At 49.1% G+C, this 15,140-nt stretch carries 17 protein-coding genes; all 17 read right to left on the bottom strand.

Features of this window, described 5'->3' with window-relative positions; genetic code table 11:
• The 17 genes from ACJ8PN_RS00690 to ACJ8PN_RS00610 all read right to left on the bottom strand — a co-directional run bounded on the left by ACJ8PN_RS00690 (position 1) and on the right by ACJ8PN_RS00610 (position 15,130).
• Positions 1–267 (bottom strand): hypothetical protein, encoded by a 267-nt coding sequence (locus tag ACJ8PN_RS00690; protein ID WP_442534518.1) that lies wholly within the window; start codon positions 265–267, stop codon positions 1–3.
• A complete protein-coding gene (locus ACJ8PN_RS00685) occupies positions 264–926 on the bottom strand; it encodes a hypothetical protein (protein ID WP_442534517.1) in 663 nt (220 codons plus the stop codon). Before ACJ8PN_RS00685 ends, ACJ8PN_RS00690 begins: the two co-directional genes overlap by 4 nt.
• Positions 927–928: 2 nt before the next feature.
• On the bottom strand, positions 929–2,758 hold the full coding sequence (locus ACJ8PN_RS00680) for a lytic transglycosylase domain-containing protein (protein WP_442534516.1): 1,830 nt from the start codon (positions 2,756–2,758) through the stop codon (positions 929–931).
• Positions 2,759–2,852: 94 nt separating this feature from the next.
• Positions 2,853–3,437, bottom strand: a complete 585-nt coding sequence (locus ACJ8PN_RS00675; RefSeq protein WP_442534515.1) for a hypothetical protein — start codon at positions 3,435–3,437, stop codon at positions 2,853–2,855.
• Positions 3,437–3,865 (bottom strand): hypothetical protein, encoded by a 429-nt coding sequence (locus tag ACJ8PN_RS00670; protein WP_261411723.1) that lies wholly within the window; start codon positions 3,863–3,865, stop codon positions 3,437–3,439. Before ACJ8PN_RS00670 ends, ACJ8PN_RS00675 begins: the two co-directional genes overlap by 1 nt.
• Positions 3,866–3,889: 24 nt before the next feature.
• The gene (locus ACJ8PN_RS00665) at positions 3,890–5,215 is read right to left on the bottom strand and encodes a hypothetical protein (RefSeq protein WP_442534514.1); all 1,326 of its coding nucleotides are present in this window, start codon (positions 5,213–5,215) and stop codon (positions 3,890–3,892) included.
• The gene (locus ACJ8PN_RS00660; protein ID WP_442534513.1) at positions 5,215–6,159 is read right to left on the bottom strand and encodes a hypothetical protein; all 945 of its coding nucleotides are present in this window, start codon (positions 6,157–6,159) and stop codon (positions 5,215–5,217) included. Before ACJ8PN_RS00660 ends, ACJ8PN_RS00665 begins: the two co-directional genes overlap by 1 nt.
• Complete coding sequence (locus ACJ8PN_RS00655) at positions 6,146–6,571, bottom strand: hypothetical protein (protein WP_442534512.1); 426 nt, start codon at positions 6,569–6,571, stop codon at positions 6,146–6,148. Before ACJ8PN_RS00655 ends, ACJ8PN_RS00660 begins: the two co-directional genes overlap by 14 nt.
• Complete coding sequence (locus tag ACJ8PN_RS00650) at positions 6,568–7,023, bottom strand: hypothetical protein (RefSeq protein WP_442534511.1); 456 nt, start codon at positions 7,021–7,023, stop codon at positions 6,568–6,570. Before ACJ8PN_RS00650 ends, ACJ8PN_RS00655 begins: the two co-directional genes overlap by 4 nt.
• Positions 7,023–7,493, bottom strand: coding sequence for a hypothetical protein (locus ACJ8PN_RS00645; RefSeq protein WP_442534510.1), 471 nt, complete (start codon positions 7,491–7,493; stop codon positions 7,023–7,025). The genes ACJ8PN_RS00650 and ACJ8PN_RS00645 overlap by 1 nt, the downstream gene beginning before the upstream one ends.
• Before the next feature lie 61 nt (positions 7,494–7,554).
• Positions 7,555–8,583 carry a hypothetical protein gene (locus ACJ8PN_RS00640; RefSeq protein WP_442534509.1) on the bottom strand — a complete coding sequence of 343 codons (1,029 nt, stop codon included), beginning with the start codon at positions 8,581–8,583 and terminating at the stop codon, positions 7,555–7,557.
• Between the two features lie 10 nt (positions 8,584–8,593).
• Positions 8,594–9,214, bottom strand: a complete 621-nt coding sequence (locus ACJ8PN_RS00635; protein ID WP_442534508.1) for a hypothetical protein — start codon at positions 9,212–9,214, stop codon at positions 8,594–8,596.
• Positions 9,201–10,520, bottom strand: coding sequence for an NUDIX hydrolase (locus ACJ8PN_RS00630; protein WP_442534507.1), 1,320 nt, complete (start codon positions 10,518–10,520; stop codon positions 9,201–9,203). The genes ACJ8PN_RS00635 and ACJ8PN_RS00630 overlap by 14 nt, the downstream gene beginning before the upstream one ends.
• Positions 10,501–11,331 carry a hypothetical protein gene (locus ACJ8PN_RS00625; protein WP_442534506.1) on the bottom strand — a complete coding sequence of 277 codons (831 nt, stop codon included), beginning with the start codon at positions 11,329–11,331 and terminating at the stop codon, positions 10,501–10,503. Before ACJ8PN_RS00625 ends, ACJ8PN_RS00630 begins: the two co-directional genes overlap by 20 nt.
• Positions 11,279–12,712: an anti-CBASS protein Acb1 family protein gene (locus ACJ8PN_RS00620; RefSeq protein ID WP_442534505.1), complete on the bottom strand. Its 1,434-nt coding sequence runs from the start codon at positions 12,710–12,712 to the stop codon at positions 11,279–11,281. Before ACJ8PN_RS00620 ends, ACJ8PN_RS00625 begins: the two co-directional genes overlap by 53 nt.
• A gap of 16 nt (positions 12,713–12,728) precedes the next feature.
• Positions 12,729–14,054: a terminase large subunit domain-containing protein gene (locus ACJ8PN_RS00615; RefSeq protein WP_442534504.1), complete on the bottom strand. Its 1,326-nt coding sequence runs from the start codon at positions 14,052–14,054 to the stop codon at positions 12,729–12,731.
• On the bottom strand, positions 14,051–15,130 hold the full coding sequence (locus ACJ8PN_RS00610) for a terminase small subunit (RefSeq protein WP_442534503.1): 1,080 nt from the start codon (positions 15,128–15,130) through the stop codon (positions 14,051–14,053). Before ACJ8PN_RS00610 ends, ACJ8PN_RS00615 begins: the two co-directional genes overlap by 4 nt.
• Between the last annotated feature and the right edge of the window lie 10 nt (positions 15,131–15,140).

The raw sequence follows: 15,140 nt of genomic DNA, 5'->3' as shown, positions 1-15,140 counted from the left end.
CTATGTTGCCTCAAACTGTCGGCTACTGGACCGATACACCAGAGAGCCGGGGGCGTATGGCAACGCCAAATTTATGTCATAATCATCCGGTGATTCGATTAGGGGAATATAAACAACTGTATTTCCCTGACCATCAGCCAATTTCAGGTAATAGCGATTGGCATAAAGGTTGTATGGCACCGTAGCGAAAAGATTTACACCGCCAACCGTTGCCTGGAATGAAAACGGTACTTGGCCGTTAGGCTTAAATGGAATGATTGTCGTCATAATGGCGGAGGTCCTGCTATTTGGGTCCCATTAGCGCTCCAGCCAAGCCCACCCGATGCAGGCATACCTGAGTCAAACTTATTCATCAGGTTACCGAGAGTGGCCTCAAGCTGGGATATGGTTAACAGCGGTTGCTCAAACTCGAACATCCATGAATGCTGCACCTGCTTGTTCTGCTCCGAAAATCCTGAATTATCGATTACAGAACGCAGCAGGCACCCGGTATAGATAAAAGCCGGGGTCAACACGGTGTAACTGCCACCGCTCTGATTGTGCTTATCCAGAGCCATTTTCAGCGCGGTAAACGTCAAAGATTTAGTGGCATAGCCGCCGTCAGTGGTGGATACCGGACGCAACATCTGCATCATGACCCTGTTTGGCCGATTCACCACCGCATTAGCTGCTGTAGCTTGGTTATAGAAATTGAGGTTCCCGATATCCTGCTGAATCAGCGTAGTGCCGGCCATTGGCATAAAGTGCGCTGTCGGCCCATTACCAATCTCACCATGGAGTAAGCCATTAGCAATACTCAATCCTTCCGTGATTGCAGCTATGGGCAGCGTACCACCAGGAACCTCTGCGGCCAGCCCATCAACCAACATAATCGGAGAGATCTCGAACGCCAATTGAAAAGCTTTGCCGAAATAGTTCAGTCCCATTATCACCTCGGAGGTATATAAACACCACGCACTTGAGCACTAATGTCAGAACCTGGCATTTGGTTTATATCGAGCTTGATAGTGGCGCGAGCATCATCTGGAGAACGGGCAAGCTGGTCGCGTGCTGCACTCAATTGCCCCATAATACCAGGATGCTGCTCCAATCCACCTTGTACTTGCGGAAGGATTTTCATGAGGTATTTTACGGTTTCCATTTTCAGACTCAGGTTACCGTCTTTATCAATCCGACCGCCATTGTATTGCGTGAGGGTTTTCGCAATATCGCCTTTATAACGTCGCATGTTGTCTTGCAAATATTTTGCGGCTGCGAAAGTTGCTTTGTTAGGGTCAAAAACATCCTCTTCACTTAGTCCATAGGCTTTCGCAGTTCCCGGCATAAATTGAAACAGCCCCGCAGCACCAGATTTTTTGTTTTTTGCAAGAGGATTCCATGAGGACTCGGTATCCGCAATTGCTGGCATTAATCCTTTCGGTAATTGAGCCTTGTCATTCATCTGCTCAACAAAATTCTGGATATTACCTTTCAATCCGCTTGGCATTTGATATTGACTATAAACGGCGTCCTCTGAAAAAACACCGGTATATTTATTAGTCAGTGGGTTGGCCCCTGGAAGTTGCCCACCCAAATATTTTTCACCAAAATTGACCAAGCTCCTATCTGCTTGATCTTTTCCAGTACCAACACCTGATAAATTAACATTCCCGGTTATCCATAACACAGCATCACGTAATGTGCGAGCTATTGCCTTCACCGCTCGCCCAAACTCAGTGAGATCATCTTGGAACTGCTCACTGCCAAGCCAAGTTGCCAACTTCTCAAGGCCACGTGCCACTGTTTCAAAAAGCGCTTTGCCGTTCTCACCGCGAATGAATTTCTCCAGCCCAGAAGTAATGGAATCGGAAAACTTTGTGATCGACGGAGAAAGCTTGGCAAGCGCTGTAAGGAACGTATTACCAATCCTGTCAGCATTATAGGAAAGGTTTGAGTACGCTCGCTGCAATGCTTCCTGCGTACCGCTACCAATACCTGTGTCCAAGTGCTGGGACCGTTCGGCGTATTGCTGATTAAGCAACGGGAGATAACCGCTGTTAGCCTTTATCTGGTTCATTGTATCGGCACCAACGAACCCCAATCCCATATTACTTAAAACTGTCTGCACAGCACCGGTATCTTTATATTGCTTGGACAGCTCATCGAGTTTTGTCAGTAGTTTAGGTAGATTTTCACTCACGCCGGCCATTGGGTTAAGACCCAGTGCCATCAGCCCCTTATACGCTGGGTTATTTGGATCATTTTGTACAGCTGACAATGTCTGCATAATGCTATCGGTACCGGAAATACGGGTACCATAAACATTTTTTGCGGCCTGCATCTGCCCAGTGGTAACACCAAGCCCTTGAGCGTTTCTATATTGATTAGTTGCCTGCCGTGCCATAAGGCCAAAGCCGAATGGCCCTGCCACGCTCAACGCAATCAGTTTCGAACCCCAGGATAGCGTTGTAGAGAAAAGCCCCTTCAGTGCGCTGGTCGTTATACCAAGAGTGCGATTTATCAATCCAAAGGTTTTTAACGTTCCTTGAGCCTCTTTATTCAATTCTTTGAAGAATTTATCGAACTGAGATTCAGGACGGGTTGCCGGAGACTTTTTCTCTTTCTTCTCATCGCTGGGAACAGATACCGGCGGGCTGAATGGCATACCACCGGGACCGACACCGAATGCAGCCTTGAATTTTTCCGAAATCGCTTGTAACTGGCGGATCTTCTCTTCATCGATATCCAGCGTCAGGACGGGTAATTGATTTCCGGCCATTAAAGCCCTCCAGGTGGTTTGCATTTCAGCAGCTCACGCAACTGAGCTGCTGTTTTCAGATTTAATGGCGTGTCGATGAATAATTCGCGGAAACCTATACCGGCACAGTAGTCGAGGATTTCGCTGACGACGTGCTCTCCGTCTCGCCAGAATTGGCGGGTGGCTTCGATGTCACCAACGAATCGATCCAGGCCATAAGGCTCAACGATGTGGTTGCACTGTTCCACAGACCACTCACGACTTCCATTAAGGCCTTGGCCTGGTCCGGCTTGTTTATCGCAGAGACGCATGTAAAAAAAACGAGTTCGCCGATCATCTCATCCAGCTCTACAACACCCTTTTCCAACGCCACATCGAGGGGTTTCGTATCCCAACCTTTTCCCTCGACCGGATACACCAGATTGGAAAGGCGAATGATTTCGCCCACCAGCGTATTACGGATACCGTCTGCGCCTTCCCATACCCCAGCATCAGTCGAAATTTTTTCCAACATCATGTAAGCGATACGCGGCCCAACGACGGTTCCCAACCCTTCGGTAAAAATGGCAGCAAAGGTTTTGCTGAGGATCAGAAAATGCTCTTTGTAAATTTCTTTTGAAATCGGCGTTGAATGGATATAAGCCGTGCCGGTCTCCGTTTCCACCGGCACGATAAGGTTCATAGCACGCGAAATTTTCATCAAAGCTCCCACATATCCGAGTTGACGTAATAGGTGCCGGTCAAGGTGATGACAACGCCAGGATCTCCGCCGGCAAACGTCATATCACCAACAGAGGTGATCGCCGTATTGGTCATATCAAATTCACCGAACACGCTGCTGTCGGTATACAGACGCACATCCCCCACAATACCGTTCACCTCCCATTGTTTTTTATACTGGGTAGCGAGCGCCTGGCTGCGCAGCAGATGTATTTTCGCCTGTGCCAGGATGTAGGGCTGCGGCGATTGAACAACACCGGTCATGGCCTGTAGAGGCTCTACAATGTTGCCCTGGAATGAAATCTCCACCCCTTCTTTCGCAAGGTAGGAAGCAGACACATTCAACTCAGGGTGATCGGTAAATTTGGCACTGGCCCGGACGCGGTTGAGAACTCCGGGACTAATCATTGGATTCGGCACGGTTCAGCTCCTTTAAGCCAATTGCATGGTGACGTTGATGTTGAAGATAATTTCGGTAAATCCGCGCATAGGCGTGTAAGTTGCCGAAAGCCCAGCGTAACGACCAATTTTGTAGTCGTTCGGGTTGTCCTTGGTGTAGGTCTTAAAGGAAATGGCGTTAACCACTGGAGAACCGTTTACCAGGCCGTACGAGGTGCCAGTATTGAAGACGCCCTGCGCCACCAGTTGTAGGCGGTCGATACCATCCTGATCGTAATAAAGTGGGTTGATGGGGTTGTTGCTGCCGTTGATCACCGCGTTAGCCAGCATCATGTCGACGTTAATCTGTACCCAGTCCACGGAGTACCAGTAGGACATATCATTGCCGTCACTGGTCACCCCCTTAATGAGAATGGTATTAGCAATGCCGCCTTCTGCCCCGGTTCCGACGTAGTTGATATTTTGCTTCGTCATAGTGGCGAGGATGGCCGCCTTGGCCTTATTCGCATTCACGGCTTGCAGGAAGCGGAATGCCATTGGCGGAACCTTGTTGATCTCTGATGGTGACGCAGAGACTAAATTCCACATCACTGATGCGGCGGCGTTCGTTGTCGGGTAAGTATCATCGTTCACCGCAATCACTGACTTAATATTGTCGTACGGCGTGAGGTAGTTACTGTCCGTCGGTGCCGTTGTCAGCACGAAGAAGTACTGCTTGGCCTCGTTCGCCGTGTACAACTTCGTCAATGTGATGAAATCAGGATCTTTATCCCACGCGGCGGGGACCAAATACGCATAAAAGGCCTTGAGAGGCTCTTCCATGTAGGTTTTCAGCGCGGCCACTTCGTCCTTAACCTTGCCGTCGAGATACCCCAATTCCAGTAGATACGTGCCTACTGAATTACCCTGAGCAAAGAAGGTGTTCACCGCTGTGATCAAATCGTCGCTACCTTCAATTGCAAAGGCTCCCAGCGTTGTTGGCTGTCCAGAGATATCTTCAAGGGAAACCCAAGTGAGCGTTCCTGGCGCTGAAAGCGTTGCCGTATAAACTCCGTTCCACTTCGCCGGCGAACAACCACTGATCGTTATTTCGATTTCACTACCGATAGTCCGATCGATGACAACACCAGTTGGCAACGTCATCGTCACATCAGCGCCAAATGATGTAGCCTCAGCCGCCAGTGAACCAATGGCGTTTTTGACCAGATCCGTTATTTCAGAGTTTTGAGTTATCAGCACAGGAACGCCAGGCTTTGCCAACGTTGAGCCAGTAGAAATTATTGCTGACATCTGTTGCAGGTTTGACGGGGTAGCGCCGATGGTCTGCGAGACGTTAACCGTAACAATGTTGTAAGCCATTATTCGACCTCGTAATTAAAGATGACTTCTTTGATTAGCTGCTTGGAGATATCGCGCGTCGTCGCCTGGTAATAATTGACGTCAAAGTCGATAAACTTCTGTTTTGCCAGTGCGGTGATCTCAACCTGGTTGGCTTTTCCATCGGTCACTACCGGAAGATTGGTAATACCAAAGCTTTCCTCCTCCAGCGCCGAGGACACCACATAATCGAGATAGTCCAATGCTTCGGCATTACTCAATCCGTACAGCGTTACCCTGACTCGATCTTGTACGTGCTGCCAGCGAGCGCTGGAGTTCGTTAAAGGGGCCATCTGGAGCGGTTGGGTATCTCGCACATCAGCGACGATATACGGGGGCTTCAGGTTCGCCGGGGAAAGGAAGGACGGGTAAACCGTTGCAAAGGCTTTCAACGACAACCAAATCGGCGTGCTATTGGATAGTACCAACTCGTCAGAGATATCATCTGGACTGTCAATGATCTGGGTCCGCATCGTTGGTAATATCGCCGTTCCTCGGTAGTGGTAGATCCCTGCCTGGGTATACCTGCTATCCATTCGAGAGAATGCGAATTGCGTGCCGGCATATTCCCCCAGATAAATAGCGTCAGGGTTTTCGGCATTAAAATCGTCAATCTTTTCTGTTGGCGTAAAGATGATGCTGTTCACCGCGCGGGAAAGCGTTTCAGACTGTTCGGTAACCACCTGACGATGTAAGCTGCCATTGATCGCTACCGTGTGCAGGCTACCGATCTCCAGACGCGCCAGCTCATCCTTATTGATGATTCCCGCATTCACCCAGTACACGAAACCATCCAACGGCAACACCTGCTTCACGTAAAGACGAAAATTGATCTGCTGATTGGATGAGATGGTTTCTACGGCGGACTGGAGAACAGAAGAGAGTTGAGAACCGGTACTTTCGGCTATTTCGTCAAGACTCGGCATTTTCGTCTATCCATGCAATAAAAGAGGCTTTGAAGATACCGGTATCAATAAAGGATGGGCGTCTTTCCCCCTTTCCCTTACCACTTTTCAAACGTGCATTCTCACGCCGAATTGCAGCCCCGGTTGGAACTCCGGGAAGTCCGGCCATCTCCTCTTGTTCAAGGAAAATATTGAAGGTCCGCATAGTCTCGCCCAGCATTTCATTACCTACCATCGGCACTCCATGTTGGATGTGATTGACGATGGCAAATGCCAAATGCTCGCCGACCTCATTGACGATCGTGTCCTTATGAAGTGTCCAGAACCAAGTGAAGAGGTTGTATCTATCCTCAAGGAACTCAGCTACTTCATGGGTGGTTGTACCGCCGTCTTCCACATACGGTAAATCGACAACCCCAAGGCAAACTTTCATGGCGTGTACCCCCAGAGTGGCCCCATTTCCATCAGTACAGCGATAACCTGCCGTCCATAGGGATCTTGCATCATCATCAGGTCAGCCAACGTCAAATTACTCATGGCATCGCTGACAACCATTGATCCCGATGTACCCTGATCTGCTGCCGCTGACATCAACCCACTGACGAGCTTCCCAAGCCCCAGCTTTTTTCTGATATCGGCAAAGTAAGTGCTTGGCGGTATATCAATGGCATGGTTCAGCAATAGCGAACCACCTGCGTTGTATACCGTGACCGTGTAGATGGTCGGTATCTGGCACAACCCCATCCCGACGTTCACTATCTCCAACGCCGCGTTGTAGCAACATTTCAACGATGGTGAGTCGTCAGGGATGGCTGTCACAGGTACGCCCATCACGCCACGGACGAAACTGAGGAATCCCTCAAACGTCGGGCGCAACGTTGTCATTATTTTTTCACCTGAAGTTTTTTATCGACTTTTGGTGGGTTGTCTTGTTCTTGGTTGACGGCCTCCCCCTTGATCTCCATCTGAATACCATCATCTTTCGGCTTTTCACCGCTCTGAATGACAGCGTTGTCCACCGCATTATTTAATGCAACAGCACTGGCTTCCAAAATCGCCTGCGACATATTGTCGAGGTTCTCAGTTTTCTGCTCCGCATTTTCGATGATTTCATTGGTACTCACCGTTTTCTCGACCGAATAACAAATGCCAGAGAAATTATTATCGACCTTGTTGCGCGGTTGGAAACCATAAGGTTCATGCTGGCGAATAATATGTTCGATAACTTCTGGCGGATACTCCAGAAGGTGCTGCGCACCAGCTTTGATCGTAACGCCAAAAGATTGTGTTTTTTCCGGTAATTTGTAATTGAAGTTATGCGCTTGGCGTGAACAGTTGGCAATATAGAGCTTCATGGATTGTCCTCAATAAAATGGGGAGCCGAAGCTCCCCTGTTCTGAGATGAAAGGTTATCTATTACGAGTATTTAGCAGAAAGTAACGTCACACCTTCCGCACGGAAATTCCAGCCAGGCGTTGAACGCATGGTATACAGCGTAGTAAGGCCACCATCCGGCATTGGTGATGGAATCTCAGTTGGTGCGGCCACATCGCAGAACATCACGTTTACCGCTTGTTGGTTTGGCGTCAGCGTAGCGAAAATATTGGTATTAATGTCCTGACGGGCTTCCGGCACCACCAGCTCAGGGTTGGTGATGACGATAAGATCATTCCCACCAGCACCTTTACCAATCAGAGTGTCATCCTGGCAGAAAATCACATCATCACCGCTGGCATCGCCGGCGATATTTTTCACCATCGTACCAACGGTGGCAGTACCAGCACCTGGACGTTGATAGCTCGTCAGTTCAACAACACCGGTCCACTCTAACGCTTTCATAAAGCGTTGCGGACAAAGAACAACGGTAGTCAGAGGTTGACCCAGCAACATCATGCGCGTCTTCTGGTCAGCAATGAGGCCAAGGATAAACTTCGCCATTTCACCGGAGTCCCATGTGGTGTAGGAGTCATTACCTTGGCTGTCGCTGCCGAGGTTTAGCGTTGTCGCATTCGGTGAGTTAGTGATGCCCTCATTGTTGGACGCCTTCACACCATACAACAGCATATTTCGCAGCTGCTGGGCATGGCCTTGTCGGTTAGCCAAGCGTAAACCTTCCACCAGTGAGTATCCCCAGCGGCTCGCAGCATCAGTATCGAAATGGCTGTACTGTGAACGAGTGGAAATACGATAGGTCATCATCTGATCGTAGCCACCGGTGATGCTGGCAGAAGGTAATTGACCAGGAAGCGATTGGCCGACAAGCGCCTGAGTCGTAGCACGCAGATATTTTTGGTAAACAACGAGGTCGCTGGACCCGATTTTTACCAGCGGAGCAGAGCCCGGAAGGATATCAAATGCGCCGGAAGCCATGCTGTATTGCATGATAATTTCCGGCAGCATCATTGATGGGGACACGGTTGTAACCGCAGGTGCAAATGCGCTCATTGCTGACTCCTTAGATCAAGAACAGGCCGCATGGCTTGTCGTTTTCCCAGACCACGTTACCGCCGGTCTCTTTTTTCACTGTCAGGTTTCCCTGTAACGAAACCATCAGCAATTTGATGTTTACCTTTGGGTTACCCGAGGATGCGCTGGAATAAACGTCAATAACGTTATTTGTCATATCCCATACGAAACCATCAGAACCAACGGGCTCATCACCATTTTTTGCCAATGCAGCCACCGCCTCACTAATAGGCAAAGGAATCCGTGCCAAAGAGCCAATGCGGTAGTAATGAACAGACCCACCAGCCAAATACAACGGGACCGGGTTACCGGCAGTCGTAACGCCATGATGCGCCTGGTTGAACACCGTAAACGCATTGCATACTGAAGCTGATGCTTTCTTGATGGCGGATCCAGCGACGTTTTCAGCAGCTTTTGAGATACACTCCATCACGCCAATACCGCCCCATACCGGCGCGTCGACATCCGCAGCTAAAGCGCCGGTGCAGAGCTGCAAGCGAACAGCAGGATCATCGTGAGCATCGCCTTGCGTCAGGCCACGCGACTCAACGTTAAACATCCCGGTAAACGCGCCCTGTGTTTTGAAGGGTGAGAAATTAATGTCGGACATTGTTCAGGCTCCCCTGTGTGTTGATTTTAGAAAGGACACGTGCAGGCGTTTTGAAAGCACTCAGCCATACATTCGGATCCCCCTGATATTCAGTGATGCTACGTCCGGCTTCATCGCTACGAACACGCTTATGCAACTGCCCCTGCGTGTTATTCATCTCTTCTGCGATGGTTTTTCGGGCCGCACCGTAGATCGCCTCTTCCAGCACAGAGAGCGTTGCAGAATCAGCGATAGCACGAATATTCACATCAGCATGACTTGGCGAATGTTTCTGCATGGAGATCAACGCACGCTTGCGGTAATCCAGCGCTTTTTCACCGGAGAATGGCTCAGGTGCACGTTTACCAACGGCGTTATAGGCAGAGTCAGCTTTGACCTGTGCTTCAGTCATAGCGGCATCGTTGCGCTCCTTCTCTTCTGCCGCTGCTGCCTCATCGGCTTTACGTTGCTCTTCCGCTTCCGCATCAGCTTTTGCCTTATCTTCATCGGCTTTTTTCTGCGCTTCGGCTTCGTCGGCTTTGCGCTGTTCTTCTTCAGCAGCGTCAGCTTTGGCTTGTTCAGCGGCATCCGCTTTCTCTTTGGCTTCTTTTTTCTCAGCCTCTTCAGCATCAGCGCGGGCCTGATACCCTTGTTCCAGAGAGTCCATACGTGCTGAAACTTGCTGGAGCCCCTGATTAAGTCCCCCCATAGCATCGCCGACTACCTTGGCGATGAGGCTTTCGAGCATCTTCTCGTCCATATCAATGTCACCTTTATTGGAAACCTCGACCCCTGTGGGGATCTTGTCTTTGTCCCACACGCCCAACGAGCCGTGGTCCTCTGTTACCAGAGCGATGTGATCGAGCAAAAACGGCACACCTTCGATAAGGAAATTTGTGTCGCCATCTTGCACTTCCACATTGCCTGATGCTTTGTTGAATACGACCGAAGGGCTCGTCGACACCGAACCTTTAACGATCTCGTCGACGATCCCTCTGATATATATGCGGCAAACAGCCCATACTTCATCGTCGCGGATATAAGGCAGCATGACCGCGCCAACAATACGCTCGGTGAAATCTTGCTCGGTGAGCACCGCGCTGTCGGGATGATTAGCGATAACCGGCAAACCATTACAACGCTGCAAAAACTCATCGTTGAGATAAAGATTTGGATCCCGCCAAACATGCTCTTTCAACCCCGTTCGATAGGCGAGCCCTGTGCCCGTAATTCGAAGGTTAACCAGCCACATATTCGAAAACTTCATCGGTGATGAGGCAGTGCCATCACGAATGCGCTGGGCCAGTTCAAGCTCTGTTAAATTCACGTTTTCCCTTCTCCGTTAAAAATTCGTCCGGCAATTTCTGCGGGGCGTAAATGGGAAATACCTGACAACTGCAAAATACTTCTTCGCCAGCAGCAGTGATTTCATCGTAATAACCGTTCACCGGCTTAATCAGCCCCTGTTCAAGAGCCCATGAATCACGCAGCAGATAAATATGCTCATCGCGCTCCTTGTGGTCCTCTCGGTATTTGTATCCTGGACGTCGCCAATTGGAATGCCACTTAAGCGCAATGGCTCCTCCTTGAACGGAAAGCAAATATTTAACGTTACTGGCGAGCTTATGCCCCTGGTCAATCGCCACTCGACGACTGATGAAGTCCATATCGGTGATAGATTTACGAAATGTCGCTTTTTGCGCATTCTTATCAATATCACTTACCCCATCAGGCGGTATCGATGTGACCCATCCTTGAAAGCGCTGGACGGTTCTTTCAATAGCCTGCTCTCGGTTAAGCTTTATCAAATTAGCGCTGGCGAATATCCGCCGATTGAGTTCTTGTCGAAACTCGGGCTTCAATTTATCGAGGGTAACCCGTTTAGGGCCGTCAGCGGGTTGATCCCGCAGTGCGCCGCCGTCGACTACAAGGCGACTATATATGGCAGTGAGGTGCTTACGCGCTACATCGTCGCTGGGTGATTCCCTGCTGGCCGCAACACGTAATCTTTTGCACCAGTCAAGCAGAGACTCTTCTGAATCCCACCCATTATCAACGTAGTAGTTAATCGCATCGGTCAGGACTTCATACAGCGTCTTGACCCGCCTCCTCTTTGCCGCCCGGCTGGAGATTGCCATAGGGTTGCTCCGGAGGTGGTGGAATATAGTTTGCCAAAGCTTTCATATCGATAAGCAGCGGAACATCGCCATAGGTTTGCGTGGCGTTAACGATGCTGGCAAGCCATTCAGCCAGCGTTGCTCTGTTCTCTGGGTCAAAGTTTTTCTCCAGCGATGAATATACCGTCGTGGCCTGCTGAACAACTTTACTGTCGCTTTCCCGTCGCTTATCTGGAGACTCTTCCACCAGCTCTTGCCACTTGGCGCTAAACTCTCTACGCCACTGATAAAAGGTAGTTTTGTAATCTTCCGTAATAACTTCTGGGAAGTCGTCTTTAAGTGCATTGAAAAAGTCTTCGTTCCAGGCAATGTACTGCACCAACCGCTCGAAATAATCCATCACAGGCTCAATCTGTTGACGTACACCGTCAACGTATTGACTGATAGCTTTAGAATCTTCAGTGCCATCACTCCACCCTGTAGAAAATGCCTCCTCCTTGATCAGAATAGCCGGCACATCACTGCCCGATGCAATATCAGAAATGATATTGTCACGCGCGGTACTGAGCGCTTTATCAATGTTCTGTAGGTTGAGAGACTCAATATCATCATTGGTACCGATATTGATAACGCCACTATTGCGCGCGATTTTTACGATTTCTCGCTTTGCTTTCGCAGCAGCGGCCATGATACCGCTCATGACGGAACCATTTTGAGCCGTTTTCGCTACCAGAACGCCAGCCTTTTGACTGACGAGATCGTTAGCATGCATCGTCCCGATATACGACTTCATCGGAAACAAAACACGCTGAAATACACTACGACCGGTAAAACCGAAAGTGGCACTTTGGTACTCAAGATAAATGGGCGTACCGTTGAAAATTTTTAGCGTTCGCGAATGGTGCCAGTTTTTGCCGGTGACCTTCAGCGTTCGGTTAGCCTGCTGAAAATATTTGCTGTTCGGGTTCTGGTCCGTAACCATCGAACCAGCAGCATTAAGCGGATCCCACACATTGATATAAACGTCATCTTCCTTAAGCCCGAAGGACGGCAATTCATCTTTGCATGACACCCCATCGGTTCCTACACCAATGGCAGCAGCACCATAACAGCGTGAAATGAAGAAAAGATTTTTTATCTTTTCGTTTAATCCCATACGCTCCCAAACGGTCATAAATTGACGAATGACACGCTCGTCAGGGTCGGTATCAACGTTGTATTGCCGTGGCTTGCACATCGCCATGTTGATCGGCTTCTCCACCAGCTTTCCACCTAATGGGTGGAACATCCATAGGAGTTTACAGAGATCGTAGCCGACGTCAGTACCGGGCTGTATCTCATCAGCCTCCAGTATTTTCGTCAGCTCAGTACTCATGTTGTTGTTGAGCTGAATTTCTGCCATTACAGAATTTCCTGTTTTAGAGCGCTTCGTAGTTCCCGAACGCAATGATCAGACCGTACGTGTAGCAATCGAAAAGGTCGTCAGCACGTTTATGTGCTTTGGGATCTGCCAGGTGGAAAGCGGCGACCTGTTTAATTAAGTGATTCGCAGTACTGCGCTTGAATTCGACAGTTTTGTCATAGGCTGCCTTTACGATTTTGCAGCGTTCCAAATAATGATGACCTGAGGCTAAAACAGCACGTTCATCTTTTCCCTTCGATGTAAGTGCTGATTTTATAGGGGTCATTAACCACCCTTCAGACTCCGCCTTTTGCGCCAGCACAGCGCCCATAGCTGCATCTTCAATGTAAACGCCTTGGCTACCTAAACGTGGCTTGCAAGCTCTTTCCAATCGCTCCAAATTGGCATAAACGCCAGGCATGTACTCTGGAAGAAATGCAGCCTGAATCTGTGTTAGATCCCAATCAATGATCCACATTCGAGGCTCGTCACTATATGTCTCCTCGTAAGCGAAATAGACAAAGCCAGTGCCATCGTTTTCACTGCCTCCTTTCAATGCGGTATCCGCGACAGCAAAAATCATGTCGCAGTATTGCGGCATCTCTACAGGCAGATCGTCCACTAGTAGCTTGGATATATCCAGAAGTGCGTCTTTTGACCAGTCGATAAATTCAGCTTCAAACTCCTGCCGATATACACGCGGGTCGCTGTTCTTTTTCTCTTTCTCCAGTTCATCTGGCGGCACGAATGGATTCGATGAGGTGGGCGCGTGGTGCTCGTAAAACCCAAGGGTTTTATCGTGACAAATCGCATAGAAAAAATTCGACTCATCAATACCATTTGGCGTAGAAAAGACCCAGGCACGCCCCCGGCGGGTTATCAACGTCGGCTTAATAGACTTCGGCCAGATTTCTTCCAGCATTTCCACAAGCTTTGTAAATGCTGCCTCATCAATCAGCACAAGGTCGTATTCACGACCACGCCCAGCCAGCACGTTGTTATTTGTAACCCAGAAATCTATACGTGCGCCATTTTTTAACCTGATAATACCTTTGGTACTGGACTTGCGTTTAATCAACGGGCCTAACAACTCAACAAGCTTGTCGAATATTTCCGACTGCTGCTTATATTCAGCCGTAAAGATACCAACGCGTCCACCTTCTAAAATGCCAGTACCCGTCTGCTTAAATAAAGATGTAACGTAAGATATGGCAATAATGACAAGTATTTCTGTCTTCCCCCAACGTCGACCGCAACGCACCACGTTATATTGATGTTGACTCCCTACCGTCCACACCTCTTTTTGTTTCTCATGCAGCTCTGGGATGAATATTTCTCTCACTCTTCATCCTCCGCCGAATCTTCCTGAGCATCTATTTCCGGCTGATGTGCAGCACCTGGTACTTTCAACGTGTTGTGAATCACTATGGTGTCATTACCCTTAGCACCATTACGCAGGTTTTCAATTTCAGCACGTAGCTTCTCATTGGCGAGCTGTAAGCGCTCAATATCCAATGATTGAAGTTGTTCATTACGTCGATGAGCCAACAACTGCAACAATTGGGCACGCGCAGATTTTTTATCTTCGGTCAATATTTCAATACCGAACTTACTTTCCTTTACTCCAAGAAAGTATTGACGCTCATTTCCAAGTAGGTCGCGAGTGTCGCTATAAAAAGTTTCTCCCTCCCCCTCTCCGTTGCAGCGAGGGCAATTCGGATTAGGATCCATATTCTCCACAAAGCCAATGCCGCCAGAGAAGTCGGGTGGTGCCTTATCGTCAGACTCTGCTCTCTTTTCAGCCTGTAGTTGTTCATCAAGGTCTCGCCACTGATATTTGTGCCCATCTCCCCAACAATGCCGGCAGTTCACTCGTCGATACTGAGATAATGCATTGGGGTCGGCGTTGATGATGGCAACAAGCTGACTAATAAGCTCATCAAACTCAACCTGGTATCGCTTCGCTACTTTCTTTTCGAGGTCACGAATAGCGCGTTGCACCTTATCCTTTCTGTACAACCGGCTGGCCCCTACATACGCCGTATTTCCTTCACCTTCGAACTCTGCCAACCTGTACGCTTCAACCCTGCATCTGGTTTTCACAAACCAATACGCAAACCAGGCCTGCTGCCGTGTTAAACCATATTCGTCAGGGTCAATGGATAGCTCACTATCGCCATTCTCAGAGGGGGTTTTCGACCGTTTTTCCGTCCGTCCGTTTTTCCGTCTGACCGTCCGACTGTTTTTATTTTGGACGGACGCTTTGGTCGGGGGTTTGGTCGGTTTTTTTTGACGCACCCAGCCGTTCTTTCGCGCCATATCCACCAGTGTAGATTTGGCTATGCCGTGCTTTTTTGCCACCTTCTCGATGGAGATTTCGCCGGCACAGTAATCGCGTTTCAGTGCCTCCATATCCATCGCGGACTAC

It is taken from the genome of Serratia sp. CY76391, from assembly GCF_052166695.1.
In the GTDB taxonomy this organism is placed as follows: domain Bacteria; phylum Pseudomonadota; class Gammaproteobacteria; order Enterobacterales; family Enterobacteriaceae; genus Serratia; species Serratia nematodiphila.
Note: the sequence above shows the minus strand (reverse complement) of the source record. Positions and strands in the feature narration are given on the sequence as shown.